Source organism: Rhizobacter sp., assembly GCF_046595475.1.
Lineage (GTDB): Bacteria > Pseudomonadota > Gammaproteobacteria > Burkholderiales > Burkholderiaceae_C > Rhizobacter.
In genome coordinates this window covers 1-24,329 of the sequence record NZ_JBKJOQ010000111.1, presented here as the reverse complement: position 1 = coordinate 24,329, position 24,329 = coordinate 1, and the positions used below count along the sequence as shown (strand labels likewise).

Below are 24,329 nucleotides of genomic sequence, written 5' to 3'. Positions count from 1 at the left end.
CTTCAGCGCGCGTAGGGGTCGGCGTAGCCCAGGGCGGCCAGGATCGCAGTCTCTTGTGACTCCATCACCTGCGCGTCGGCCTCGTCTTCATGGTCGTGGCCCTGCGCGTGCAGCGTGCCATGCACCAGCAAATGGGCATAGTGGGCTTCAAGGGTGATCTTCTGCTCGCGCGCTTCAGCCTCTACAACCGGCGCGCACAAGATGAGGTCGGCGCTCACGATCGGCGCGTGGCTGTAGTCGAAGGTGAGCACGTTGGTGGCGTAACCCTTGCCGCGAAAGTCGCGGTTCAGCGCCTGGCCTTCTTCAGCGCCCACGATGCGTACCGTGATTTCGGCAGGCAGCTCGAGCGCCGCACGCACCCAGCGCGCCACCTTGTGCCGCGGCAGGTGGTGGCGGTGCGAGGCGTCGGCAAACTGCAGCGACAGGCTCAGCTCAGGCCTCGCCATTCACGGGCGCTCCGCAGAAGACGCGTCGTACGCTTCGACGATGCTCGCCACCAGCGGGTGGCGCACCACATCGGCCGAAGTGAAGCGGGTCATCGCAATGCCGTTGACCCGCCGCAGCACGCGCTCGGCGTCGATCAGCCCGCTGTCGGTGCCGCGCGGCAGGTCGATCTGGCTCACGTCACCCGTCACCACGCATTTGCTGCCGAAGCCGATGCGGGTGAGGAACATCTTCATCTGCTCGCGCGTGGTGTTCTGCGCTTCATCGAGGATGACGAAGGCATGGTTCAACGTGCGCCCGCGCATGAAGGCGAGCGGCGCAATCTCGATGCTGCCCTTTTCGAAGGCCTTGGCCACCTTCTCCGTGCCCATCAGGTCGTAGAGCGCGTCGTAAAGAGGGCGCAGGTAGGGGTCGACCTTCTGCGCCAGGTCACCCGGCAAGAAGCCCAGCCGCTCGCCGGCTTCGACCGCCGGGCGGGTGAGGATGATGCGCTGCACAGCGCTGCGCTCCAACGCATCGACGGCGCAGGCCACGGCAAGAAAGGTCTTACCGGTGCCGGCCGGGCCGATGCCAAAGGTGATGTCGTGCGACTGGATGTTGTGCAGGTAGACGTGCTGGTTGTCGGTGCGCCCCGCCAGGTCGCTGCGCCGCGTGCGCAAGACCAGGCCTTCGCCCTCGTCGCTTGGGTCGCCCCTGTCCGCACCCCTCACCTCGTGCAGCGCGGCACGCGGCTTGCCAAGCTTGCCGTCGGCCAGCGCTTCCATCAGCGAAAGCTGAAACGACTCGGCCAAGATCGGCTTGCGCGCACGGTCGTACAGCGACTGCAGCAAACCCGCCGCGCGCTCGGCCGCCGGCTTGGTTCCTTCGATGCGAAACGACTCGTTGCGACGCGAGATGCTCACGTCGAAGGCCGCCTCGATGCTGCGCAGATGCTCGTCAAGACTGCCGCACAGGTGCGAGAGGCGGATGTTGTCAAGGGGGATGAAGGCGTGTCGAAGAATCACAGGGTGGGGCTTTCCAAAAGCGGATTGTCGCGCCACCGACCAGCGTCTGCACGCACGAGTTCCGCTCCTGCACAATCGGCGCCCATGCACGCTCGCCGCCGTTTCTCCATCGCACTGGCCTCGCTGGCCGCCTTCGTCGCGGCCGGCCTGCTGGGCTGGCACGGCCTGCAGGCACACGCCGCCGGGGCCGAAGCCGAAGGCAACGTCATCGTGCTCAGCTCGGCGCTCAGCGCGGCAGGCCCGGGCGACCATTTCCCTCTCGACCAAGCGGTCAAGCAGGTGAACCTGCCCGACAACTGGTGGGACAGCCGCCCACACGAAGACGGCCCGGTCTGGTACCGCCTGCGCTTTGATGCGCCGACCGGCCCCGACCAGCTGCTGGCCGCCGCCATCGAGCGGGTGTGCAGCAATGCCGACGTGCGGCTCAACGGCTTCATCATCTACAGCGGCGGACACATGACCGAGCCGGTGACGCGCAACTGCTTCTACCCGCAGCTTGTGACCCTGCCCACCGGCCTGCTGCGCGCAGAAGGCAACATCCTCGACGTCAAGGTGCAAGGCTATGCCCTGCAGAAGGTGTCGTCGCGGGTGCGATCGGGCGGAATGTCGCAGGTGAGAGTCGGGCCGCAGGCGCTGCTGGCCGCCGAACACGAATCGCATCTGTTCTGGAACATCTCGCTGGTGCAGATCGTCACCGTCGCCACCACGGCGCTGGGCGCATTTCTGCTGTTCCTGGGCTGGATCAACCGACAAGAAGCCCACCTCACCTACTTCGGCCTGGTGATCCTGGCCTGGAACACGCTCACCACCCGCACCTGGCTGCAGGGCATGCCCTTCGACAACGGCAGCACCGAGATGCTGGTGTGCGTGGGCTTTGCCATCCTCACCTCACTGGTGGTGCAATTCTTGTTGAGCTATGGCGCCATGCGCTCGCGCGTGATCGAAGCCTTGCTACTCACGCAGTGCCTGCTGGTACCGCTGACGCTGGTTCTGGCCGGGCCACAGCGCCTGTTCAACGTCAGCAGCGCCTGGTACCTGCTGATGGTGCTCGAAGTCATCATCATGAGCGGCCTGTACCTGCGCATCGAGTGGCGGGCCCAGCGCCAGAATTTCTGGCCCATGGCCGTCATGCTGATCCTGCTGGGCGTGCTGGTGCTGGTGGAGCGTGCCATCCAGTACGACTGGCTGCCGCTGCCACACATCCATGTGCTGCACTTCGCCCTGCCGATCATGTTCATCGTGGTCGGCTCGCGCCAGCTCAAGTCGTTCGGCTTAGCGCTGCAGGCCGCCGAGGCCGCGCGCAACTCGCTGGAAAGCCGCGTCGCCGAGGCCACCGCCGAGATGGAGCGCAACTACGTGCAAATGGCCGAGCTGCGGGTAGAGCAGGTGACCGAGAAAGAACGCAAGCGCATCGCTGGCGACCTGCACGACGACCTGGGCGCCAAGCTGCTGACCATCGTGCACACCAGTGAGTCAGAGCGCATCTCCACCCTGGCGCGTGAAGCGCTCGAAGAAATGCGCCTGTCGGTGCGCGGCCTGACCGGCAAGCCGCTGCCGGTGGCCGACGCCCTGGCCGATTGGCGTGCCGAGACGGTGTCGCGCCTGGGCCAAGCCGGCGTCGAGGTCGACTGGCGCAGCCCCACCGAAGACGTGACGCAGCAGCTTTCGGCCCGGGCCTTCGTGCAGACCACGCGCATCCTGCGCGAGGCCGTGAGCAACGTCATCAAGCACAGCGGTGCCTCGCACTGCAAGGTGCGCTGCACTCTGGGCCAGCAAGATTTCGTGCTGGTGGTGCAAGACAATGGCCGCGGCATTCCGATGGAGCTCGACGGCAAGCTCGACCGAGGCCACGGCATGGCCAGCATGAAACACCGCGCCAAGCAGATGCAGGGCCAGTGCCTGGTGGAGTCGGGCCCGGGCTACGGAACCGTGATCCGGCTCACGCTTCCCCTGGGGACGAGCATGAGCCTGTAGCTTCACAGCACCCTTTCCGCCGTGCCAGGCTGTTACGATGATTTTTTGGTTTTCAACCAGCGAGCTGCCATGAACAAGATCCTGTTGCTAGAAGACCTGCCCGAGATCCGTGCCTGGTTGAAAGCGTTGGCCTTGCAGGTGTTTCCGCAAGCCCAAGTGTTCGAAGCCGCCCGCGTGCACGACGCACTCGCGCTCATCACCGCCGAGCGCTTCGAAGTGGCGCTGGTCGACCTGGGCCTACCCGACGGCTCGGGTGTGGACGTGGTGGCCGCCTTGCGCGAGGCCCAGCCCGAAGCGCAATCGGTGGTGGTCACCATCCACGACGACGACGATCACCTCTTTCCCGCGCTGCAGGCCGGCGCGTTCGGCTATTTGCTGAAAGAGCAACCGCGCGAGCACTTTGTCGAGCAGCTGCAGCGCATCAGCCAGGGCGAGCCACCGCTGTCGCCAGCCATCGCCCGCCGCGTGATCGCCTACTTTGCCAAGCAAAACAAGCCGCAGGAGCGCCCGCAAAACCTGCCCCACGTGTCGCTCACCGACCGTGAGAACGAGGTGCTGCTGTGGGTGGCCAAGGGCTTTACCCTGCCCGAGATCGGCGTGCAGCTCAACCTCTCGCGCCACACCATTGCTGACTACGTGAAGCAGATCTACCGCAAGCTCAACGTGAGCTCGCGCGCCGAGGCGGCGCTGGAAGCGCAGCGGCTCGGGTTGTTCCGCCGATGAGCTGGCGCCGATGATCGGGCGCCTGTCGGGCCTGCTGGCAGAAAAGAACCCGCCCCAGTTGCTGGTGGATGTGAACGGCGTCGGCTACGAAGTCGACGTGCCCATGAGCACCTTCTACAACCTGCCCGCCCTGGGCGAGCGTGTCACCTTGCTCACCCACTTCGTGGTGCGCGAAGACGCACAGGTGCTGTTCGGCTTTCTCACCGCCGAGGAGCGCGCCACCTTTCGCCTGCTGGTAAAGATCTCGGGCGTGGGGCCGCGCACGGCGTTGTCCATCCTGTCGGGCCTCAGCGTGGCCGAGCTTGCGCAGGCCATCTCGCTGCAGGAAAGCGGGCGCCTCATCAAGGTGCCGGGCATCGGCAAGAAGACCGCCGAGCGCCTGCTGCTGGAACTCAAAGGCAAGCTCGGCGCCGACCTGGCCCTGCCGACCAGTGTGGGGAGCGACGCGCAAGGCGACATCCTGCAAGCCCTCGTCGCGCTCGGCTACAGCGACCGCGAAGCCGCCCTCGCGCTGAAGAGCCTGCCCGCCGATGTGGGTGTGAGCGACGGCATCAAGCTCGCGCTCAAGTCGCTCGCCAAATAGGCCGCAACCACTCTTCGAGAAGCCTGCACGGGCGTGCAAAGTTTGCTTACAACTTGCATCGGGTTGTGGGGGCTGTGGCCCGAATAAGCCACGGCTACAGAGGGTGGGCGCATAGAATTCGAGCGCACTCCGCAGCGTCGCCTAACAGGTACATGGCCGATCAGATCAACCCCCGCCTTCTTGCCCGTGTGGAGCGTTCGCTGCGCAAGCGGTTGAACACCGACGTCAAGCCGCATCTGTTGCGCTGCGCGGCCCACGCTCACAGCGAAGACGAGTTCATGGCATCGGCCGCACGCCTGCTGTTCAACATGCAAGAGCGCCAGGAGTGGCTGGCCTCATGGGCCACACGCCGGCAGGTCGATGGCTCCGACACCGCGCCCGCCGATCTCGACACCACCCCCACTCCGCTAGACGCTCCGCTGCAGCGCAGCTTTCGCATCAGCCAGGCGCAGCGTGATCGCCTGCGCGAAGCCCTGGCCCGCGAGCTGGGCCCGATCGCCGACCTGCTGCTCGCAAACGAATCGCAGCGCGCCGATTCGGTGGGTGAGCTGCTCACACTACTGGAATCGCATCTAGAAGGCGAGGCCCAACGCGCCAGGTTTCGCCACTCCACGCTCTCGTCCAGGCTGCACCCCGACGCCTGAGCGCGGCGGCCCGGCTCAGCGTGCCTCCACAGGCACGATTGAGCCGCTGTCATCCTTCTTCATCTGCCGAGACCCTTCATGAACCTGAAGCTGAGATTCAACTTGGTTTTCGCTTTGCTGTTCGTGCTGGCGCTGGGGGTGGCCGGCGGCACGGTATACCAGCTGGTGCAAACCAATGCCAGTGCCGAGGTGGTGCGCGACGCCCAGCGCATGATGGACGTCGCCATTGCCGTGCGCGGCTACACGGTGGACAACATCAAGCCCCACCTCGACCCGATGCTCGAGCGCCACTTCCTGCCCGAGACAGTGCCCGCCTTTGCCGCTACCGAAACGCTGGCGCGCCTGGCCGCCAATCAGCCAGGCTACAGCTACAAGGAAGCCACACTCAACCCGACCAACCTGCGCGACAAGCCCTCGCCCTGGGAAAAAGACGTGGTCGACCGGTTTCGCGCCCAGCCCAGCGCTACAGAGCAGTCGGGCGAGGTCAGTTCGCCGCAGGGCGGTCTGTTTTACGTGGCCCGCCCCATCCGCATCACGAACACCGCCTGCCTGGCCTGCCACAGCACGCCGGGTGCAGCGCCGCAAAGCTTGATCGCCAGATATGGCTCGGCCAACGGCTTTGGCTGGCAACTCAACGAGATCGTGGGTGCGCAGGTGGTGACGGTGCCCGTCGCCTTGCCGCAAGAGAAGGCCATGCACATCTTCTTCACCTTCACTGGCGCGCTGGTGTCGGTGTTCGTGCTGCTGTTTTTGGTGCTCAACTGGCTGCTGCAGCGGCTGGTGGTGCGGCCTGTGCGCGAGGTGGCCAACGCCGCGCGGCGCGTGAGCCAAGGCGATATGTCGCTCGCCGAGTTTTCCGAAGAACGCAAGGACGAGATCGGCACGCTGCAGAAGTCGTTCAACCGCATGCGCCGCAGCTTGGTAAAAGCAATGGGCATGCTCAGGAACTGATCATTGCTTCATCTCGTGTGAGGCGCCCGCGGCGTCCACGTTGACGGTCACCGTCACCTCGCCGGCTTTCTCGAACTTGAGCTTGAGCGGGAACTTGTCCCCCTCTTTTAACGGCGCCTTCAGGCCGATGAACATGATGTGCAGGCCACCAGGCTTGAGCTCGACGGCCTTGCCCGCGGGCAGCGCAAGCGCCTCGACCTGGCGCATGCGCATGACGTCGCCGTCCATCGCCATGCTGTGCAGCTCTACCGTCGTCGACACCTCGGCACTGACCGACAGCAGGCGGTCATCCGCGCCTCGGTTCTCAATCGTCAAGAAGCCGCCACCGGTGGGCTGGCCGGCCACCGTGGCCCGCGCATACGGGTGGCCGATGGTGAGCGCGCCGAGCTTGAAGGAATGGGCCTGCGAGGCCAGTGCTGCGAGCCCGAGGGCGGCAGCGGCAAGAAAACGGGCAAGGGTCATGACGTACTCCGGTAGAAATTGGAAAGGAAATGGGAGAGAGAACGAGCAAAGGAGGCAGCGCCGCTCACCAGTGACGGCCGCTGTAGCGCACCCCTGCGGGCGTGCGGCGCGTGCTTGCGAAGGGCATGCGCCGCGGCGAGCGGCGTCAGTTCAGGCGAAACGCGGAGGGCCGTGCTTCTGTCGCGCCGCCCAGGCGGCAGTGGCATCGGGGGCGCTGGGGGCAAGCTCGCCGAGCCATGGTGGGGCAGCGGCGCGCACGACAACCACCGCCGGCGTCGACACGCCCGGTGCGGCGAGCGCCATCAAGGCCGTCAAGGCGCAGTGATCGCTCGCGTGTGTGGCGCCATGCTCGGGCTGCGGGCTTTGATCGCCCAGCGCCACCATTGCCACGCCGTAGACCGTGCACACCTCGACCAGCGCCTTGCCCTGCATCTGCGCCGATGCACTGGCCAGCATGGGCACGGCTGCCTTGAGCAGCAATGCACACATGGCCGCCCAAAGGACGAAGCGCGTGGACCAGGGTTTGCGAAGCATGGGCCGCGATTGTGCCAAAGCCGGTTTGGGTCGCACCGGATAATGCCGGCATGAGCATCCAGACCGACGAGTTCGAGCCCGCCCGCAGGGTGGTGAGCGCCGCCCCGGCCTCGCCCAACGAAGAGGCGATCGAGCGCGCGCTGCGCCCCAAAGGCATGGCCGAGTACGTGGGCCAGACCAAGGCACGCGAGCAGCTCGAAATCTTCATCGGCGCCGCCAAGATGCGCAGCGAGGCAATGGACCACGTGCTGCTGTTCGGCCCACCCGGCTTGGGCAAGACCACGCTCTCGCACATCATCGCCAATGAGCTCGGCGTCAACCTGCGCCAGACCTCGGGCCCTGTGCTTGAGAAGCCCAAAGACCTGGCCGCCATCCTCACGAACCTCGAACGCAACGACGTGCTCTTCATCGACGAGATTCACCGCCTCTCGCCAGTGGTGGAAGAAATCTTGTACCCCGCGCTGGAGGACTACCAGATCGACATCATGATTGGCGAAGGCCCCGCCGCACGCAGCATCAAGCTTGATCTGCAGCCCTTCACCCTGGTGGGCGCCACCACGCGTGCCGGCATGCTGACCAACCCGCTGCGGGACCGCTTCGGCATCGTGGCGCGGCTTGAGTTCTACACGCCTGAAGAGCTGGCGCGCATCGTGCACCGCTCGGCCGGTTTGCTCAAAGTTCCCACCGACGTCGAGGGCGCATTCGAGATCGCGCGCCGCTCACGCGGCACGCCGCGCATCGCCAACCGCTTGTTGCGGCGCGTGCGCGACTACGCCGACGTGAAGGGCGACGGCAGCATCAACAAGCCGCTGGCCGACAAGGCGCTGAAGATGCTCGACGTCGATGCGCAAGGCTTCGACATGATGGACCGCAAGCTGCTCGAAGCCGTGATCCACCGCTTTGACGGCGGCCCGGTCGGCCTGGACAACGTGGCCGCTGCCATCGGCGAAGAGCGCGACACCATCGAAGACGTGATCGAGCCCTACCTCATTCAGCAGGGCTTCTTGCAGCGCACACCGCGCGGGCGCATCGCCACGCTGGCGGCGTATCGCCACCTGGGTGTGACGCCGCCCAAGGTCGCGCCCACTGATCTCTTCGACGGCGTCTAAATTAAATCTTCCACAGCCAGCCAGTGGTACTTGACGGCTGAGCGGGCACCGAAGCGGCGCGCCACTTCGGTGGTGCGCTCGGCATGCGCCGCATCGGGCGCATAGACCAGCAGCCAACCGCAGCCTTGTTTCGCGAGCGACTGGTAGCGCCGCATCAGCGTCACTTCATAGCCGAAACCCGACAGCTGGCTGGAATGCGCCAGCATGCGCTCCATTTGCTCGCGCTCTTCTTCAGCGCTGTAGAGCAAAAGGTCTTCGTCGTCGAAGCCGATGTCGCGCAGCGCCCGTCGCGCTTCTGCGGCCACTGAGTCGGAAGGCAATGCCACTAGCACATGGCCCACGGGGTTGTAGTTGCCCAGGGAGTGGGGCACTTCGCCCCTCGTCATCCGTTTGATCGCCATGGAAGCCTCCAGACAAAAAAGGATTGAACGCGTTCAGTCTAGGCCTGCTGCTGCGCGCGTCAAGCGGGCGATCCCCCCTCGACGGCGTGGGTGTGGCGCTGGTGCTCGGTGACCCAGCCCACCACGCACAGGCCTGCGATGACACCCACCGCCGAGGCAAGCTGCTGCGGCAGCGTCATGCGATGCGCGTTCCACAGCAAAGCCGAGGTGGCGCCGAGCAGGGCAACGAACAAGCCTCCCGCGGCCCACTGCGCTGCCCGCGACATCGGCGGGTCGTAGCGCTGCACGCGGCTGATGTCGAAGGCAGGCTTCGGGTATTTCGCTGCCACGTCGGCAGGCCGCCAGCCGGGGTGCATGAACCACACGCGCAGCTTGTCGGCCCAGCTCGCGGCGTGCCACGAATCCCGGGCCATGTCGGCGTAGTACTGCAGGTTGGCCCACACCGGGTTCCAGCTGCGCAAGGGGCCACGCGTGCCGTAGACGATGCGCTCCGCGTCGTCTTCTTCGATGAAGCTGCCGAAGATGCGGTCCCAGATGATGAAGATGCCGCCGTAATTCTTGTCCAGGTACTTGTCGTTCACTGCGTGGTGCACGCGGTGGTTACTGGGCGCGCAGAACCAGCGGTCGAACCAACCGAGCTTGCCGATCTGCTGCGTGTGCACCCAGTACTGGTAGAGCAGGTCGATGAGCGCCACCACGCCGAACACCAACGGCGGAAAGCCCAGCACCGCCATCGGCATGTAGAAGAGCCAGCCGCCGACCCAGCCGCTGCCGGTTTGGCGCAGCGCAGTGCTCAAGTTGTAGTCCTCGCTCTGGTGGTGCACCACATGCGCCGCCCAGAACAGCGCCACGGTGTGGCCGAAGCGGTGGTGCCAGTAGTAGCAGAGGTCGTAGAGCACCAGGCCCACCAACCACACCCACAACGAGTTCGCCGGCAGCTTCCACAGCGATACATGCTCGAACACCAGCACGTACAACCAAACCGTGAAGAGCGCGCTGAACAAGCCGACCAGCTGGCTCATGATGCCCAGGCCGATGCTGTTGAGCGCGTCGTTCAGGCGGTAGGTGTTGCGGCCGCGCTTGAGCCCGATGAGGAACTCGACGCCGATCATCAACAAAAAGACCGGCGTGGCCAGAACGATGATTTGTGCGGGGGTCATGCGGCGATGGTGCACAGCCTGGTGGCAGCTGCAAACCGGGGCTACCCCAGGTCAGGCAGCTCGCCCTAAAGCTCAGGCCGCGTGGCCGACGCGGTCATTGCTCTCATCGAGCGCGCCCTGGTCCAGGTGCGAGGTGTCGCTCCAGCCGATGAGGGTGAAGCCCTCTGGCGTGTAGAGCAGGCGGTTGATGCTGGCGTTGCCCAGCTGCCACGAGCGCGCGGCCTGCAAGTCGAGCCGAGAGGCGGCGCGGTACAGGCAGTCCATCACCCCACCGTGCGCCACCAGGGCGATGGTCTGGCCCAGGTGAGCAGCCGCCAAACGGGTGGCAACCTTCACGCAGCGCTCGAAAAACACGTGCAGGGACTCGCCCGTGTCGCCAGGGCTGAAGTCGGGGTCGCGCTTGCGCCAGCGCTCGGCTTGCTCGGGCCAGCGCGCCTCAATCTCCTTGTACGTGTAGCCCTCAAACGCGCCAAACCCGCGCTCGCGCAACGCAGCGTCGGTGACCACCGGCAGGCCGCACGCCTCGCCGATGGCCTGGGCGGTCTGGTAAGCACGCAGCAGGTCGCTCGAATAGAGGGCGCTCACACCTTCATCGGCCAGCGCGGCGGCCAGGCGCTGGGCCTGCCAGCGGCCCCTGTCGTTCAGCGGAATGTCGAGCTGGCCCTGGATGCGGGTGTCGACGTTCCACGCGGTTTCACCATGGCGCACGGCCAGGACACGGGTGGCCTGGTCCATCAGGCGGCGCCGGGCCGCACCAAGGCGGCCGAACACCCCCAGGGGCGAAGCGAAGTGGGGGCGGCCATCAGATGAGGCGGCGATTCAAGGTGTAGATGCCTGAGTGCCGGGCTTCCGCCAACACCTGCGCCGCAATCGCAGCACGCACTTGCGGGCCCGTAAACGCGCCTTCCACCGCCGCGCGCGGCACGCTCAGGGCATAAAGCGTGAACACGTAGTGGTGCAGCAGCGAATCGTTGAATGGCGGAAACGGGCCGTCGTAGCCAAAATACTGACCGGCATTGGCGGGGTCAGCGGCAAACCAGCCGGTGTAGTCGTTCAGGCCATGGCGTGCACCGTGCAGCGTGGCCGGGCCAGCCTTGCCGTGCGGCGTGAAGCCCCGGCTGAACTCGCCTTCGGCCAGCGCGGTCACGGTCGAGGGCAGGTCAACCATCACCCAGTGGAAGAAGTCGACACGCGGCAGATCGCTGGGCACTTCGCGGTCGGTCTTGTTGACGTCATCGCCACGGCTGGGCACATCGCCGTCATGGCAGATCAGCACAAATGACTGCGTGCCGGCGGGGGCGTCGCTCCAGGCGAGGTGCGGGCTGATGTTGTCGGAAAAAGTCACGCCATTGGCGACATCGGGCTTGCCCGCGGCATAGCGCGTGGGAATGCGCTCGCCGTCGTTCCAGTTGTTGCTCCAGAGTTTCATGCTGTCCTCATTCAAACGCCCCAGACGATGGGCTCGCCGGCGGCGTGTGCGCGTTTCATCATTTCGAGCAAGGGCCACGCACGCTGGCGCAGCGTCACGCCATCGCCTTTTCCGGGCTTGGGCTCGTCGTCAGCATCGGGTTGTTTGCGCGCGGCTTCGTCTGCCGCCACCGCCTGCTCGATGGCCTGCATCGCAGCGGGCATGTCGGCGCTTTCAATGATGCCCTTGGGTCCAGGCTGTTTGCCAATGGTGCGCAACACCGCGTCGCCACCCGGCTCCATCATGATCACGTCGCCAGCGGCTTTCGATTTGAACTTGTAGAGCATCTGCCTTTACCTCGTGCGTCGGTGCAAAACACCATTGTGCGCTGCTGAACCAAACGCCCTTCCAACGCGCACTCGATTGCTTGCATCGTCGCTGAATCGTATGAAAATCCACCCACCACAACACCCTCGGGGGTTTCCATGAAATGGCTTCGTTTCGGCGCTGAAGGGCGTGAGCGCGTAGGGGCTCTCGATGCTCAGGGCGCACTGCGCGACCTCTCAAGCGCAGTGCCCGACCTGCACCTGCCCGCGCTCGGCCGCGCCGGGCTCGCGCGGCTCAACAAACTCAAACCCGCCGACTTCCCGCGGGTCAAAGGCCAGCCCCGTTTGGGCGTGCCCTTCACCGGCATCAGCAAATTCATTGCCATTGGCCTCAACTACGCCGACCACGCCGCCGAGTCGGGCCTGCCCATCCCCAAGGAGCCCATCATCTTCATGAAGGCCACCAGTTGCATCACCGGCCCGAATGACCCAGTGCACCTGCCGCCGGGCAGCCTGAAGACCGATTGGGAAGTGGAGCTGGGTGTAGTGATCGCCCACACGGCGCGCCATGTGAGCGAGGCAGATGCGCCCAAGCACGTGGCCGGCTATTGCGTGGTCAATGACGTATCGGAGCGTGAGTACCAGCTCGAACGCGGCGGCACCTGGGACAAAGGCAAGGGTTGCGACACCTTCGGCCCCATCGGCCCCTGGCTGGTGACGCCCGACGAAGTGCCCGACCCGCAACGGCTCGCCATGTGGCTCGACGTGAACGGCCAGCCGCTCCAGCGTGGCAACACCGCGACCATGATCTTCAATGTGGCCACGATCGTGAGCTACGTGAGCCGCTTCATGACGCTGCTACCGGGCGACGTGATCTGCACCGGCACGCCGCCGGGTGTGGGCATGGGCATGAAGCCGCCACAGTTCTTGCGCGCGGGTGATGTGATGACACTGGGCATCGCCGGCTTGGGCGCGCAGCAGCAGGCTATTTCCTGATCAACCGCATCGGGTTGCTTGGTGGCGACGCCACACCGACGCGGCTTTCGAAGTTCGGCGTGTCGAGCGCCGGCGCATACAGAAAGCCCTGAAATTCGTCACAGCCGGCATCGAGCAAGAACTGCCGCTGCGGCTCGGTTTCCACGCCTTCGGCGATCACCCTCAGGTTCATCGCGCGGCCGAGTTGGATGATGGCGTTGACGATGGCCACATCGCTCGCGTCACCGGGCAGGTGGCTCACGAAGCTGCGGTCTATCTTCAGGCGGTGGATAGGGAAGCGCTTGAGGTAGCCCAGGCTCGAATAACCGGTGCCGAAATCGTCAATTGCCAGCTGCACGCCGAGCTGGGCCAGCGCCTGCAGCCGGTGCAGGGCGTCTTGCGCATCGTGGATCAAAATCGACTCGGTGAGCTCCAGCTCGAGCAGCTGCGGCGGCAGGCTGGCAGCCTTCAGCTCGCTCGCCACGCGGTCGGTGAAATCGGGCTGCTGAAATTGCAGCGCCGACACGTTGATCGACACCGGCATGGCCAGCCCATTGGCGCGCCATGCGGCCGCCTGCTTGACAGCCTGCGACAGCACCCAGTCGCCTATCGCAATGATGAAGCCGCTCTCTTCGGCCACCGGAATGAACTCGGCCGGTGACACCTCGCCCAGCACCGGGTCGCGCCAACGGATGAGCGCCTCGGCGCCTACCACCTCGCCCGTCTTCAGGTTGATCTGCGGCTGGTAGTGCAGGCGAAACAGGCCGCTCACCAGCGCCTGGCGCATGGCGTGGTCGATCTGCATGTGCGAGCGCTGCGCCACATCGGTGTGCGCCAGGTGAAAGCGAAAGCTCGCGCGGCCGGCTTCTTTCACGCGGTGCATGGCCGCGTCGGCGCGGCGCATCAACTGGTCCAGGCTGTCGCCATCGACGGGGCACAAGGCCACACCGATGCTGCAGGTGACAGTGAAGGTCTGGTCGTCGATGCTGAAGGGTTTGACCATGGCGTCGAGCACGCGGCGCGCGGTGGCTTCGGCGCCCGCGGCGTCGGCCTGGTGCACCAGCAGCACGAACTCGTCACCGCCCAGGCGCGACACGGTGTCGACATTGCGCAGGCATGACTTGATGCGCTCGGTTACTTCGAGCAGCACGCGATCGCCCAGGCCCATGCCGAGCGCGTCGTTGACTTGCTTGAAGCGGTCGAGGTTGAGCACCATCAGCGCAAAAGGGCTGCCGCTGCGCTGCGCCATGGCCAGCGCAAACTCGACGCGGTCGGCCAGCAGGCGGCGGTTGGGCAGGCCGGTGAGCGCGTCGGTGTGCGACAGCTCTTCGATGCGCTGCTTGGCGGCCAGCTGCTCGCTGATGTCGCGAAAGGAAAACACGCGCCCTATGGGCTGGCCGCGGTTGCATTGCGGCAGCGTCACGCGCTCGATCACCTTGCCCGAGTGCAGGGTGAGCAGGTCGGTGGTTTGCAGCAGAGAGGCGTCGAGAATGGCGTGCAGGCGGCGCGTGTAATCATCGCCATCACCGCCTTGGGGCACGACGCTGCGGCGCATCCAGTCTTGCACCGCGCGGTCGTCGCGCTGCGTCAGCAGCTCTTCGGGCAGGCCCCACAGCGTGGCGAAGCGGCGGTTGAAGTTGCGAATGGCGCCACCCAGGTCGGTGACCAAAATGCCGTCGGCACTTGACTCCAGCGTGGCGCGCAGCTCGGCCACTCGCGTTTCGAGCTCGTCTTCGGCTGCGCGCTGGCGGCTCAGGTCGTGCAAGGTGACGATCAATGTGTCTGCATCGCCCAGGCGGCTCACGCGCCGGGTGACCGGCACGATGGTGCCGTCAAAGCGGCGCACCACGGTGTCGGAAAGAATCGCATCGGTGAGACCGCCCGCCACCTCGCCCCAGAACACGACGTCTTCGGCAGTGGCGCTCAGCTCAGCGGCCGAGCGGCCTCTGAGCGACCAGGCGTCTATGCCCAGAAGCGTGCCGCAGGCCGTGTTAGCCGCCACGATGTTCAAGGTGGTCGCGTCGACCAGCCAGACGGGATCAAGCAAGCCTTCGATCAGGGCCGACCAGTGTTCAAGTGCAGCCGCTTTGCCCGCGGCACTCACGCCGCAAGCCCCAAGGGCACCACATCGGGCTCGAAGAAGTAGGCCACGCGCGTGCGCGGCGACAGGTAATCGAGCGACTCGGTCGGCAGCGCCTGCGCTTTCAGGCTGCGGCGTATGCCCAGGCGCGGGTCACTTTCGAGGTTGAGCACCAGCGCTTCATCGCGTGGCACGCGCGGCTCGTGCACCATCACGCGGGGCTTGAGCGGCCGCGCCGAGTTGACGGCCACCACCATCGCATAACGGTCGTCGGTGAGCTGCACCACTGAGCCTGGCGGGTACACGCCCATCATCTTGATGAACGCGCCGAGGATGGCGGTGTCGTAGCGGTGTTTCCCCTGAGCAAAGAGCAGCGACAGCGCCTCGTGCGGCGTGAGCGCACGCGAGGGCACATGCGGGTTGCACATGTTGTCGTAGCGATTCACCAGCGAGACGATGCGCGCGGCAGTGGTCATGCGGTCGCTGTTGAGCTTGAGCGGGAAGCCGCTGCCGTCGGCATGCTCGTGGTGCTGCGCGATCACCAGCGTGGCACCAGACTTCAGGCCCATCTTCTTGGCCAGGGTGACGCCATGCGCCACATGCTCTTGGTAGAACTGGTTTTCGGCCGCGGTGAAATGCTCTTCACGGTGACGCACACGCTCGGGCAGCTCGATCTTGCCGATGTCGTGCAGCATGGCGCCCACCCCCAGGTCGACCATCTCGGCGGCCGAGAGGCCGAAAGTCTTGCCCATCAGCAGCGAGATCACCGCCACGTTCACCGCATGCAGCGAGGCCTTGTCGCCGGCGGCTTCAGTGAGCAAGCGTATGCACATCTCCTGCTGGCCAATCATCTTGTCGACAAACGCCTGGGCCAGCGACTCTGTTTGCTCGCGGGCGTCTTGCGGCTTGGTGGTCACCATCTCGGTGGCGCGCTTGCAGGCCTTGGTGGCTTCGGAAAACTGGTGTTCGCACAGACTCAGGGCAGCGCGCTGCGCGACCAGCGATTCGCGGTGCTGCCGGCGTGCCGCGACTTCCGGGGTCTCTACCAAGGCAATCGTTGCCGGCGTCGGCATGGCAGGCACAGCCGGGTTGGGCAGCGTGGGCGGGCCCGACAGCGACTCGATGGCCGGCATGTCGCTCTTCTCGGGGCTCCAGCGCACGCGCTGCTTGCCCAGCGAGCGGATGGTGGCGATCTGCGCGGCCGAGCCGATCTTGAAGCTGCTCAAGGGGAAGGGGTGAGACATCCAGCCCCCTTCGAGATGCACGAACATCCCGATGCGCAGCTGCGCGACGTCAATCAGCGATGGTGTTGATACTTCTTTCATGCGGTAGCCCCTGGGCCCCGTGAATCTGCTGCTTGAGAGTCTTTTCGGCGGCACCGTCCCTGAACTTGAACCGATTATGTTCAGCCGCCGCGCAGGCGCACCTGCTACATCTGACAGTGGGGCGCCCACCCCACGGCGATTCGTGCGGTAGTTCTCACCGCTCGATGCGGGTCGACAGCACGATGGCTGAAGTGGTGCGCTCCACGCCGTCTAGCGTGCCGATGCGGTCTATCAACGCGTCGAGCTCGCCTATCGAGTGAGCAGCGACCACGGCGATCAGGTCGAAGGGCCCGCTCACCGAGTGCAGCACCCGCACTTCGGCAATCTTGCGCAAGGCCTGCTCAATGCCGCCACTCTGCCGGGGCGCGACGGTGATGAACACATGGGCGCGCACCAGCGCCGCCTCGGCGGCATCGGGCACCACCACGGTGTAGCCGACCACCACACGCTGGCGCTCCAGGCGCTCGATGCGGCTTTGCACCGTGGTGCGCGACAAGCCCAGGCTGCGTGCCAGCTGGGCGATGGGCGCGCGGGCGTTTTCGCGCAGCAAGGCAAGCAAGGCGCGGTCGGTGGGGTCTAGGCTGGCAGTGGTCATATGCAGTGATAGGTATCGTCAATACGCCGAAATATGCTTGTCGATTCGTCGAAAGTACAGCTGCACTTTGCACGAAGGCTGCGGAAAATCGACGCCATTGCGTCTTTCAGCATGAGGTGGGTCCATGAAAAACATACTGGTGATCGGTGGCGGCAAGATCGGCTCGGTGGTGGCAGCGCTGCTATCCCAGGCCCAGGGCACCCAGCGCTACCGCGTCACGGTGGCCGACCGCTCGGCGGTGCAACTGGCCGAGCTGAAGCGCGAGAGCCCCTCTCCTGAACTCGACACCCTGCTGCTCGACGTGAACGACCCCGCCCAGTTGCGCGCCGCCCTGCAAGGCCGCTTTGCGGTGCTGAGCGCCGCGCCCTATCACCTCACCATCAAGGTGGCCGAGGCTGCACGCGAAGCCGGGGTTCACTATCTCGACCTCACCGAGGACGTGGCCAGCACTCGGCGCATCCGCGCGCTGGCGCAGGGCGCCACCAGCGCCTTCATTCCGCAATGCGGCCTCGCACCGGGCTTCATCTCCATCGTGGCCGCCGACCTGGCGCGCAGCTTCGACTCGCTTGACAGTGTGCGCATGCGCGTGGGCGCCCTGCCCGCCTACCCCAGCAACGCGCTCAACTACAACCTGACCTGGAGCACCGAAGGCGTCATCAACGAATATTGCGAACCGTGCGAGGCCATCGTCGACGGCCAGGTGCGCGAGGTCCCCGCGCTGGAAGAGCGCGAAGAGTTTTCACTCGACGGCGTGCTCTACGAAGCTTTCAATACCTCTGGCGGCCTGGGCACGCTGTGCGAAACGCTGGCCGGCAAAGTGCGCACGCTCAACTACCGCACCATCCGCTACCCCGGCCACGCCGCCATCATGAAAGCGCTGCTGCACGACCTGCGCCTGAAAGACCGGCGCGACGTGCTCAAAGATATTCTGGAGAACGCATTGCCCGCCACCATGCAAGACGTGGTGATCGTCTTTGTGACGGTGAGCGGCCAACGCGAAGGCCGCCTGCAGCAAGAGACCTACGCCCGCAAGATCTACAGCCACGTGCTGGCCGGGCGCATGCGCAGCGCCATCCAGATCACCACCGCGAGCAGCCTGTGCGCCATGCTCGACATGCTGGCCACCGGCCAGCTGCCGCAAAGCGGCTTCGTGCGGCAAGAAGACGTGCTGCTGGGCGATTTCCTCGCCAACCGCTACGGTCAGGTCTACGCGACGGAGGCGATGGCGCGCGCGGCCTGAGTGATCGGCTGAGCGACTGGCCGAGCGACGAGCGAGTCAAACGCGTCGCCGTTTGCGCGCCGCAGCAAGGCTTCGAAATCGGCGCTCGTCACCGGGCGGCTGAACAAATAACCCTGGTAGGTGTCGCAGCCCAAGCTCTGCAAAAACTGCCGCTGCGCCACCGTTTCCACGCCCTCGGCGATCAACTGAATGCCGAGGTTGCCCCCAAGCGAGATCAGCAGCTGCACGATCGCCGCTTCCTTGGTTGAGTTGAGCATGTTGGCAATAAACGACTGGTCGATCTTGAGCTGGTCGAGCGGCAGCTGCCGCAGGTAACTCAGAGACGAAAAACCGGTGCCGAAGTCGTCGAGCGAAAAGCCGATGCCGCGTGCCTTGAGCGCCGTCATCTTGGCCACGATGTCGTCCAGGTCGTGAGCCAGCGTGCTCTCGGTGAGTTCGATCTTGAGCCGCGACGGATCGATGCCCGTCTGCGCAACGCAGTCCAGCACCCGCGCCACGAAATCGGCCTGCGAGAACTGCAGCGCGCTCACGTTCACGGCCACCGTGAGGCCCGCCGTTTCCGGCCGCTCGCGCCAGGCCGCCAGTTGCAGGCACGCGGTGCGAAGCACCCAGTCACCAATGGGCAGCATCAGGCCGGTGCGTTCGGCCAGCGGGATGAACTCACCCGGCGACACCATGCCGCGCTTGGGGTGCTTCCAGCGCACCAGTGCCTCTGCCCCAGTCACGCGATCGTTCGCCACCTGCGCCTGATAGTGCAACTGCAGTTCGCCACGCGCCAGCGCGTCACGCAGCTCGCCTTCCATGGTGTTGCGCTCACGCGCATCGTTCTGGATCACATACACGGCCACGTACACCGTGAGGAGAGCCGCCAGGTTGTTGACCCAGCAGGCGGTGGAGCGCACGGTATCGGGCAAGGCAAACGAGGTGACCCACCCCACGTTGCTGGCAGAAAAGACGGCGTACGTCAGCAGGCAAGTCAACGGGATGCCATGGCGCAGCCAGACCGGCTCGTTACGGGTGAGCAGGCACGACATCACACCCAGCGCCAGCAGGTACTGGTGAATCGAGCGCAGCACGTTCGGCGACGGGATGTCGAAAAACAGCGCATTGCCCGACACAACGAGGTACACCACCGCGAGCATGAGCAGCGAGGCGACCCGCGTGCGCCCCTTCGACGTCAGGCAGGCACCGAAGCCGCACACGGCCACGGTGGCGAGATCGATTCCCACGATGAGCCAGCCCCCGCGCAGCGAGAAGTAAACGGCCCACAAGAGACAGGTGGCAGCACAGATGCCGCTGCCGAAGAACAGCATGCGGCGCACGCGCCGCTGGTGTGCGTGCGAACCACCGTCTAGCCCTGAGGGGGGCTTTCGTGCGTCAGTAGATTGCATCGAGGCGGGTCGGTAAGAGGCAAGGCTGGCGGTCACCAGGCTGAGCGAGCTTCGTCAGTACATATCGGACGCCCGATGCCGGTACTTGAACGCCCAGGCGCGTTCAGTGCGGAACTACTTGGCACAACGGCCGGTGGCCGCATCCCACAACAAAAACGGTGCGGCGAGCAGGCCCAGGCTCGACCGGCGATAGCCCCCTTCGCCACCCCGTAGGCAGTCGGTGTGGGCCGCCGCTGCCATGCCCTGGCGCAGATCGGCCTGGGCATCGGCCGGCGCCGGCGCCTGGCGCTCGTTCGACAGTTCGGCGTACGACTTGTGCCGCACCGCACCCCGCGCAGCGCCGCGCACCGCGCGCTGCAGGCTGTCGGCTGGCCAGCCCGGGTCGGGTGCCACCGCCACCGCGGGTGGTGCTTGGGTGTCTGACACGGTCAGCGACACGGTCGGCGGCCCCTCTTGCGTCGGTGGCGGAACAACGGAGGTGTGGCCAGCGGTGGGTCGCACCGTGTTGCGCGCCGACGCGTCAGGTGCAGGCGCCATCGCCGGCTTGACCGCCGGGGGTGCGGCGATCAAGCGCACGGCCATCGCAAGGGCCTCATGCCTCGCGGCCTGGTGCGGCAAGCTGGGCGCGAAACCCCACCACAACAGCAGCGCATGCACGGTGCAAACCGCAGCAAAAGCGGGAGTAATTCTGCGTAGCGGGACACAATCCATCACCGTCGATGGTAGCGATCGTGAGCACGATAATCCTTGCCCAACGGACACCATCACCCCCCTCGGGAGCCCCCATGACACACGCCTTCATTTGCGACGCCATTCGCACCCCCTTTGGCCGCTACGGTGGTGCGCTCTCTTCAGTGCGCGCCGACGACCTGGGCGCCATTCCGCTCAAGGCGCTGATGGCGCGCAACGCATCCGTCGACTGGGCCGCGATCACCGACGTGATCTATGGCTGCGCCAACCAGGCCGGTGAAGACAACCGCAACGTGGCGCGCATGTCGGCGCTGCTGGCCGGCCTGCCCATCGAGCTGCCTGGCGCCACGATCAACCGCCTGTGCGGCTCGGGCATGGACGCCGTGGGCACCGCCGCACGCGCCATCAAGAGCGGCGAAGCCCAGCTGATGATTGCCGGCGGCGTAGAGAGCATGAGCCGCGCGCCCTTCGTGATGCCCAAAGCCGAGAGCGCCTTCAGTCGCGCGAATGCGGTCTACGACACCACCATCGGATGGCGCTTCGTCAACAAGCTGATGAAAGAGATGCACGGGGTCGACTCCATGCCCGAGACGGCGGAAAACGTGGCCACCGACTACAAAATCGAACGCGACGCGCAAGACCGCATGGCGCTGGCTTCACAACTCAAGGCCGTGGCTGCGCAGAAGAGCGGCTTCTTTGATGCTGAGATCACGCCCGTGACCATTGCGCAGAAGAAGGGCGACGCCATCATCGTCAACAAGGACGAGCACCCGCGCGAGACCAGCCTGGAGGCGCTGGCGAAGTTGAAAGGCGTGGTGCGCCCCGACGGCACGGTGACCGCCGGCAATGCCTCGGGCGTGAACGACGGCGCCGTGGCGCTGCTGCTGGCCAGTGACTCGGCAGCCGGCAAGCACGGCCTCACGCCACGCGCGCGCATCGTCGGCATGGCCACCGCCGGCGTGGCGCCGCGCATCATGGGCATGGGCCCGGCACCCGCCACGCGCAAAGTGCTGGCGCTCACCGGCCTGAAGCTCGACCAGCTCGACGTGATCGAGCTCAACGAAGCCTTTGCCGCACAAGGCCTGGCTGTGCTGCGCGACCTGGGCCTGAAAGACGACGACGCGCGCGTGAACCCGAACGGCGGCGCCATTGCGCTCGGCCACCCGCTGGGCGCGAGCGGCGCGCGGCTCGTCACCACGGCCGTGAACCAGCTGCACAAGACCGGTGGCCGTTATGCGCTGTGCACCATGTGCATAGGCGTGGGCCAGGGCATTGCGATCGTTATCGAGCGGGTTTGAGTTTCAGGCCAGCCGATGTTGAGCAGGCCTTCGACTTGCCCTGTCCAGAGCCTGTCGAAGGATCAGGCTGAGCGGTTGGTGGTACGCGAAGAGGCTCGATTGCATACGGTCCGGTTGGTGGTGCGCGAAGAGGCTAGATTGCACACAGCCCGTTCAGCCTGGGGTATCGAAGGCCCACGCCATACTCTCCCCCGCCATCCACCCGGGAAGCACAGCCGCTGCCGCTCGCCGGCACCAAGGCACCCACCTTCGGCGCCTGCGGCACCGCCTTGGCCGGTGGCCTGAGCGCGCCTACAACAGCTGCTTCTGAATCTCTTGCGCCACCGCTGACAGCGGCACGATGCGCTCAGCACCGCCACGCTTGATGGCTTCCTTGGGCATGCCGAAGACGACACAGCTCTCTTCGTCTTGCGCCAGCGTGCGCGCACCCACGTTGCGCATTTCCAGCAAACCAGCGGCGCCGTCGTCGCCCATGCCCGTCATGATGACGCCCAGCGCGTTGGCGCCAGCACTCTTGGCCACCGAGCGAAACAGCACGTCGACCGAGGGCCGGTGACGATTGACCAGCGGCCCGTCGATCACCTCAACGAAATACTGCGCGCCGCTGCGCTTGAGCAGCATGTGGCGCCCACCCGGCGCGATCAGCGCACGGCCCGGCACCACACGGTCGTTGTGCTCGGCCTCCTTCACCGCGATCTGGCACAGGCTGTCGAGCCGCGCCGCAAACGCGGCAGTGAACTTCTCGGGCATGTGCTGCACGATCACGATGCCGGGGCTCACGCGCGGCAAGGCGGTAAGCACTTCTTCCAGCGCCTGGGTGCCACCGGTGGAGGTGCCCAGCGCCACCACGCGCTCGGTGGTTTGCGTCATGGCCCGCGTGGCAGGCGGCAGGATGGCATCGGCGGTCTGCTTGGCGGCGGGCGCCTGAAGCGGCACAGAGCCCACGGCCAGGCGCCGCACATTGGCGCGCGCCGCCGCCTTGACGGTGTTCACCAGCTCGTCAGACGCTTCGCTCAAGAACTGCTTGAGCCCGACCTTGGGCTTGGTGATGATGGCCACCGCACCAGCGGCCATCGCCTCCATCGAGGTCTTGGCGCCGCGCTCGGTGAGCGTGGAGCAGATCACCACTGGCGTGGGCTTTTGCTGCATCACCAGCTTCAAGAAGGTGATGCCGTCCATGCGAGGCATTTCCACGTCGAGCACGATCACGTCAGGCCAGTCGAGCTTCAGGCGCTCGATGGCCAGCACCGGGTCGGCCACGGCGGCCATCACCTCGATGCCGGGCGCCTCAGACAGCAGGCCCGAGATCACCTGGCGCACCACGGCCGAGTCGTCGATCACCATCACGCGGATCGGCTTCATTCGGGCTTGGGCAGGTTGAACTCGGTGTTCGGTTGAATCTGGCGTGACCACACATCGCCGGTGGCCACATCGAACACGATCTGCCGGTGGCCGTCGCCAAACAGGCTTTCGGAATGAACAGCGATGCCGTGCTGCGCCAGCAGGCGGCGCGCTGACTCGCCGTTGCGCCGCCCCACCTGCAAGGCGCCCGGTGTCGTCTGCTCGGGAAACATGCTGCCGCCGCCGAAGATCTTGGCCTGGCACTCGTTGCCCGGCACGCGCAGCTTCGCGAGGCCTTGCAGCATCAGCGTCAGTGCGTCGTCGCCATAACGCGCATCCAACGGCCCGCCCGACGGGCTGCCGCGCTCGGCCAGCAGAAAGTGCGACATGGCGCCCACCTGCCGCCGCGGGTGCCACAGCGTGATCGAGACACAGGAGCCCAGCACGGTGCGCATGCAGAAGCGAGCGTCGCCCACGGCGTACTCACCGGGCCTAAGCACCCGCTCCTCGTGCGGCGAAGCGTCAGGCAGAGACATCAAGAGGGCTTGCGGTAGACCGACGGTGCCAGCGGAACCAGGGCGGTGCTGATGTCGTTGAGGCTTTCCGAGTGGCCGATGCACAGGTGGCCGCCCGGTTTCAGCACCGAGACGATGCGGGCGATCACCTGGCGCTTGGTGTCACCGTTGAAATAGATCATCACGTTGCGCAGAAAGATCATGTCGAACGAGGCCAAGCGCGGCAGATCCGTGTTGAGGTTGACCTGCATGAAGCTCACGCGGCTGCGCAGCGCACGGTCGACCAGCAAGGTGCCCTGCTGCGCGTCGATGCCGCGCAAGCAGTAGCGCTTCAGGTAGGCCGGTGGGATCAGGCGTGCGCGCTCTATCGGGTAGTGCGCGGCGCGTGCGCGCTCCAGCACCCGCGTGCTGATGTCGGAGGCCATCACCTCCCAGGCTGCATTGCCCAAGGTCTCGGCCAGCACCATGGCCATGCTGTAGGCCTCTTCGCCGGTGGAGCTTGCGGCGCTCCAGATGCGAAACGGCTGGCCCGCCGGCCGCGGCTGGGCCGCCACCCTCTGCAGCAGCTCGAAGTGCTTGGCCTCGCGGAAGAAATACGTCTCGTTGGTGGTCAACAGGTCGACTGCGGTCTGCACCTCGGCCGGTGACTCACCGCTGCTGAGCAGCTTGAAGTAGTCGGTGTAGCTGCTGAGCTTGCAGACTTGCAGCCGCTTGGCCAGGCGGCCGCTGACCAGCGCCTTCTTGGCCGACGACAGCGTGATGCCCGCCGCCTCGTAGATGAAGCGCTGGAAATGGCCGAACTCGGTGTCGGTGATGGACGTGTTCATCGCGCAAGCTGCTGGCCTGTCAGAAGCGTGCGAACTGTGTCTCGTCGACAGCACCCACGGTGTTCAGCGCAAAGCCGCTTTCGCGGTTGGCGCGGCGGGTCGGTTTGGCCGCAGCCTTGGCCAATGGCTTGGCGGGTTCGGCAGCCGGCTTGCGCGCAGCTGTCACGCGCCGTTCGGTGGCACCGGCCAGCTTGAAGAAGCTCATGGTCTGCTGCAGTTGCTCAGCTTGGCTGCTCATCTCTTCGGCCGTGGCGGCCAGCTCTTCGGAGCTGCTCGCGTTTTGCTGAGTCGTCTGGCTCAGCTGGCTCACCGCACCGTTGATCTGGCTC

At 65.8% G+C, this 24,329-nt stretch carries 26 protein-coding genes and 1 pseudogene; 9 read left to right on the top strand and 18 right to left on the bottom strand.

Annotation, left to right across the window (positions count from 1 at the left end; all coding sequences use genetic code 11):
• Positions 1-2: 2 nt before the first annotated feature.
• On the bottom strand, positions 3-446 hold the full coding sequence (gene ybeY / locus AC30QB_RS20235) for an rRNA maturation RNase YbeY (RefSeq protein ID WP_489548072.1): 444 nt from the start codon (positions 444-446) through the stop codon (positions 3-5).
• Complete coding sequence (locus AC30QB_RS20230) at positions 447-1,448, bottom strand: PhoH family protein (protein WP_489548071.1); 1,002 nt, start codon at positions 1,446-1,448, stop codon at positions 447-449.
• Between the two features lie 84 nt (positions 1,449-1,532).
• Between AC30QB_RS20230 and AC30QB_RS20225 the strand changes: the two genes are divergently transcribed.
• From AC30QB_RS20225 to AC30QB_RS20205, 5 genes are all read left to right on the top strand, one after another.
• Positions 1,533-3,422, top strand: coding sequence for a sensor histidine kinase (locus AC30QB_RS20225; RefSeq protein ID WP_489548070.1), 1,890 nt, complete (start codon positions 1,533-1,535; stop codon positions 3,420-3,422).
• Positions 3,423-3,491: 69 nt separating this feature from the next.
• On the top strand, positions 3,492-4,145 hold the full coding sequence (locus AC30QB_RS20220) for a response regulator (RefSeq protein ID WP_489548069.1): 654 nt from the start codon (positions 3,492-3,494) through the stop codon (positions 4,143-4,145).
• 10 nt (positions 4,146-4,155) lie between these two features.
• On the top strand, positions 4,156-4,728 hold the full coding sequence (gene ruvA / locus AC30QB_RS20215) for a Holliday junction branch migration protein RuvA (RefSeq protein ID WP_489548068.1): 573 nt from the start codon (positions 4,156-4,158) through the stop codon (positions 4,726-4,728).
• A 152-nt stretch (positions 4,729-4,880) separates the two neighbouring features.
• Positions 4,881-5,372 (top strand): DUF8082 domain-containing protein, encoded by a 492-nt coding sequence (locus tag AC30QB_RS20210; RefSeq protein ID WP_489548067.1) that lies wholly within the window; start codon positions 4,881-4,883, stop codon positions 5,370-5,372.
• 78 nt (positions 5,373-5,450) lie between these two features.
• On the top strand, positions 5,451-6,323 hold the full coding sequence (locus AC30QB_RS20205; protein ID WP_489548066.1) for a c-type heme family protein: 873 nt from the start codon (positions 5,451-5,453) through the stop codon (positions 6,321-6,323).
• Here the strand turns inward: AC30QB_RS20205 and AC30QB_RS20200 are convergent, their stop codons facing one another.
• Positions 6,324-6,785 (bottom strand): copper chaperone PCu(A)C, encoded by a 462-nt coding sequence (locus AC30QB_RS20200; protein ID WP_489548065.1) that lies wholly within the window; start codon positions 6,783-6,785, stop codon positions 6,324-6,326.
• Positions 6,786-6,935: 150 nt separating this feature from the next.
• Positions 6,936-7,319 carry a DUF2946 family protein gene (locus AC30QB_RS20195; protein WP_489548064.1) on the bottom strand — a complete coding sequence of 128 codons (384 nt, stop codon included), beginning with the start codon at positions 7,317-7,319 and terminating at the stop codon, positions 6,936-6,938.
• 50 nt (positions 7,320-7,369) lie between these two features.
• Between AC30QB_RS20195 and ruvB the strand changes: the two genes are divergently transcribed.
• On the top strand, positions 7,370-8,428 hold the full coding sequence (ruvB, locus tag AC30QB_RS20190) for a Holliday junction branch migration DNA helicase RuvB (protein WP_489548063.1): 1,059 nt from the start codon (positions 7,370-7,372) through the stop codon (positions 8,426-8,428).
• Here the strand turns inward: ruvB and AC30QB_RS20185 are convergent.
• From AC30QB_RS20185 to AC30QB_RS20165, 5 genes are all read right to left on the bottom strand, one after another.
• On the bottom strand, positions 8,425-8,829 hold the full coding sequence (locus AC30QB_RS20185; protein ID WP_489548062.1) for a hypothetical protein: 405 nt from the start codon (positions 8,827-8,829) through the stop codon (positions 8,425-8,427). The two genes, ruvB and AC30QB_RS20185, sit on opposite strands and share 4 nt — an antisense overlap.
• Before the next feature lie 59 nt (positions 8,830-8,888).
• Positions 8,889-9,989: a sterol desaturase family protein gene (locus AC30QB_RS20180; RefSeq protein ID WP_489548061.1), complete on the bottom strand. Its 1,101-nt coding sequence runs from the start codon at positions 9,987-9,989 to the stop codon at positions 8,889-8,891.
• A 72-nt stretch (positions 9,990-10,061) separates the two neighbouring features.
• Positions 10,062-10,724 carry a histidine phosphatase family protein gene (locus tag AC30QB_RS20175; RefSeq protein ID WP_489548060.1) on the bottom strand — a complete coding sequence of 221 codons (663 nt, stop codon included), beginning with the start codon at positions 10,722-10,724 and terminating at the stop codon, positions 10,062-10,064.
• A 67-nt stretch (positions 10,725-10,791) separates the two neighbouring features.
• Positions 10,792-11,418 (bottom strand): YbhB/YbcL family Raf kinase inhibitor-like protein, encoded by a 627-nt coding sequence (locus AC30QB_RS20170; RefSeq protein WP_489548059.1) that lies wholly within the window; start codon positions 11,416-11,418, stop codon positions 10,792-10,794.
• Positions 11,419-11,429: 11 nt separating this feature from the next.
• Complete coding sequence (locus AC30QB_RS20165; RefSeq protein ID WP_489548058.1) at positions 11,430-11,744, bottom strand: DUF1840 domain-containing protein; 315 nt, start codon at positions 11,742-11,744, stop codon at positions 11,430-11,432.
• 138 nt (positions 11,745-11,882) lie between these two features.
• Here AC30QB_RS20165 and AC30QB_RS20160 point away from each other — a divergent pair, with 138 nt between their 5' ends.
• Positions 11,883-12,719: a fumarylacetoacetate hydrolase family protein gene (locus AC30QB_RS20160; RefSeq protein WP_489548057.1), complete on the top strand. Its 837-nt coding sequence runs from the start codon at positions 11,883-11,885 to the stop codon at positions 12,717-12,719.
• Here the strand turns inward: AC30QB_RS20160 and AC30QB_RS20155 are convergent.
• The 3 genes from AC30QB_RS20155 to AC30QB_RS20145 all read right to left on the bottom strand — a co-directional run bounded on the left by AC30QB_RS20155 (position 12,709) and on the right by AC30QB_RS20145 (position 16,698).
• Positions 12,709-14,802, bottom strand: a complete 2,094-nt coding sequence (locus AC30QB_RS20155; protein ID WP_489548056.1) for a putative bifunctional diguanylate cyclase/phosphodiesterase — start codon at positions 14,800-14,802, stop codon at positions 12,709-12,711. The genes AC30QB_RS20160 and AC30QB_RS20155 overlap by 11 nt on opposite strands.
• Positions 14,799-16,103, bottom strand: a complete 1,305-nt coding sequence (locus AC30QB_RS20150; RefSeq protein WP_489548055.1) for a cyclic di-GMP phosphodiesterase — start codon at positions 16,101-16,103, stop codon at positions 14,799-14,801. The genes AC30QB_RS20155 and AC30QB_RS20150 overlap by 4 nt, the downstream gene beginning before the upstream one ends.
• 154 nt (positions 16,104-16,257) lie before the next feature.
• A complete protein-coding gene (locus tag AC30QB_RS20145) occupies positions 16,258-16,698 on the bottom strand; it encodes an Lrp/AsnC family transcriptional regulator (RefSeq protein WP_489548054.1) in 441 nt (146 codons plus the stop codon).
• Between the two features lie 124 nt (positions 16,699-16,822).
• Here AC30QB_RS20145 and AC30QB_RS20140 point away from each other — a divergent pair, with 124 nt between their 5' ends.
• Positions 16,823-17,938: a saccharopine dehydrogenase family protein gene (locus AC30QB_RS20140; RefSeq protein WP_489548053.1), complete on the top strand. Its 1,116-nt coding sequence runs from the start codon at positions 16,823-16,825 to the stop codon at positions 17,936-17,938.
• Here the strand turns inward: AC30QB_RS20140 and AC30QB_RS20135 are convergent.
• Both AC30QB_RS20135 and AC30QB_RS20130 read right to left on the bottom strand, forming a co-directional pair.
• Positions 17,905-19,251, bottom strand: coding sequence for a putative bifunctional diguanylate cyclase/phosphodiesterase (locus AC30QB_RS20135; protein WP_489548089.1), 1,347 nt, complete (start codon positions 19,249-19,251; stop codon positions 17,905-17,907). The two genes, AC30QB_RS20140 and AC30QB_RS20135, sit on opposite strands and share 34 nt — an antisense overlap.
• A 192-nt stretch (positions 19,252-19,443) precedes the next feature.
• Positions 19,444-19,911 carry a hypothetical protein gene (locus tag AC30QB_RS20130; protein ID WP_489548052.1) on the bottom strand — a complete coding sequence of 156 codons (468 nt, stop codon included), beginning with the start codon at positions 19,909-19,911 and terminating at the stop codon, positions 19,444-19,446.
• A 203-nt stretch (positions 19,912-20,114) separates the two neighbouring features.
• On the opposite strand from AC30QB_RS20130, the gene pcaF reads away from it, so the two are divergent.
• On the top strand, positions 20,115-21,317 hold the full coding sequence (gene pcaF, locus AC30QB_RS20125; RefSeq protein WP_489548051.1) for a 3-oxoadipyl-CoA thiolase: 1,203 nt from the start codon (positions 20,115-20,117) through the stop codon (positions 21,315-21,317).
• 291 nt (positions 21,318-21,608) lie between these two features.
• On the opposite strand, the gene AC30QB_RS20120 is transcribed toward pcaF, so the two are convergent.
• The 4 genes and pseudogenes from AC30QB_RS20120 to AC30QB_RS20105 all read right to left on the bottom strand — a co-directional run.
• Positions 21,609-22,679, bottom strand: a complete 1,071-nt coding sequence (locus AC30QB_RS20120; RefSeq protein WP_489548050.1) for a protein-glutamate methylesterase/protein-glutamine glutaminase — start codon at positions 22,677-22,679, stop codon at positions 21,609-21,611.
• Positions 22,676-23,194 carry a chemotaxis protein CheD gene (locus AC30QB_RS20115; protein WP_489548049.1) on the bottom strand — a complete coding sequence of 173 codons (519 nt, stop codon included), beginning with the start codon at positions 23,192-23,194 and terminating at the stop codon, positions 22,676-22,678. The genes AC30QB_RS20120 and AC30QB_RS20115 overlap by 4 nt, the downstream gene beginning before the upstream one ends.
• Positions 23,194-24,000, bottom strand: coding sequence for a CheR family methyltransferase (locus AC30QB_RS20110; protein ID WP_489548048.1), 807 nt, complete (start codon positions 23,998-24,000; stop codon positions 23,194-23,196). Before AC30QB_RS20110 ends, AC30QB_RS20115 begins: the two co-directional genes overlap by 1 nt.
• A 19-nt stretch (positions 24,001-24,019) precedes the next feature.
• Positions 24,020-24,329: pseudogene (locus AC30QB_RS20105) on the bottom strand (methyl-accepting chemotaxis protein); the annotation flags it as partial.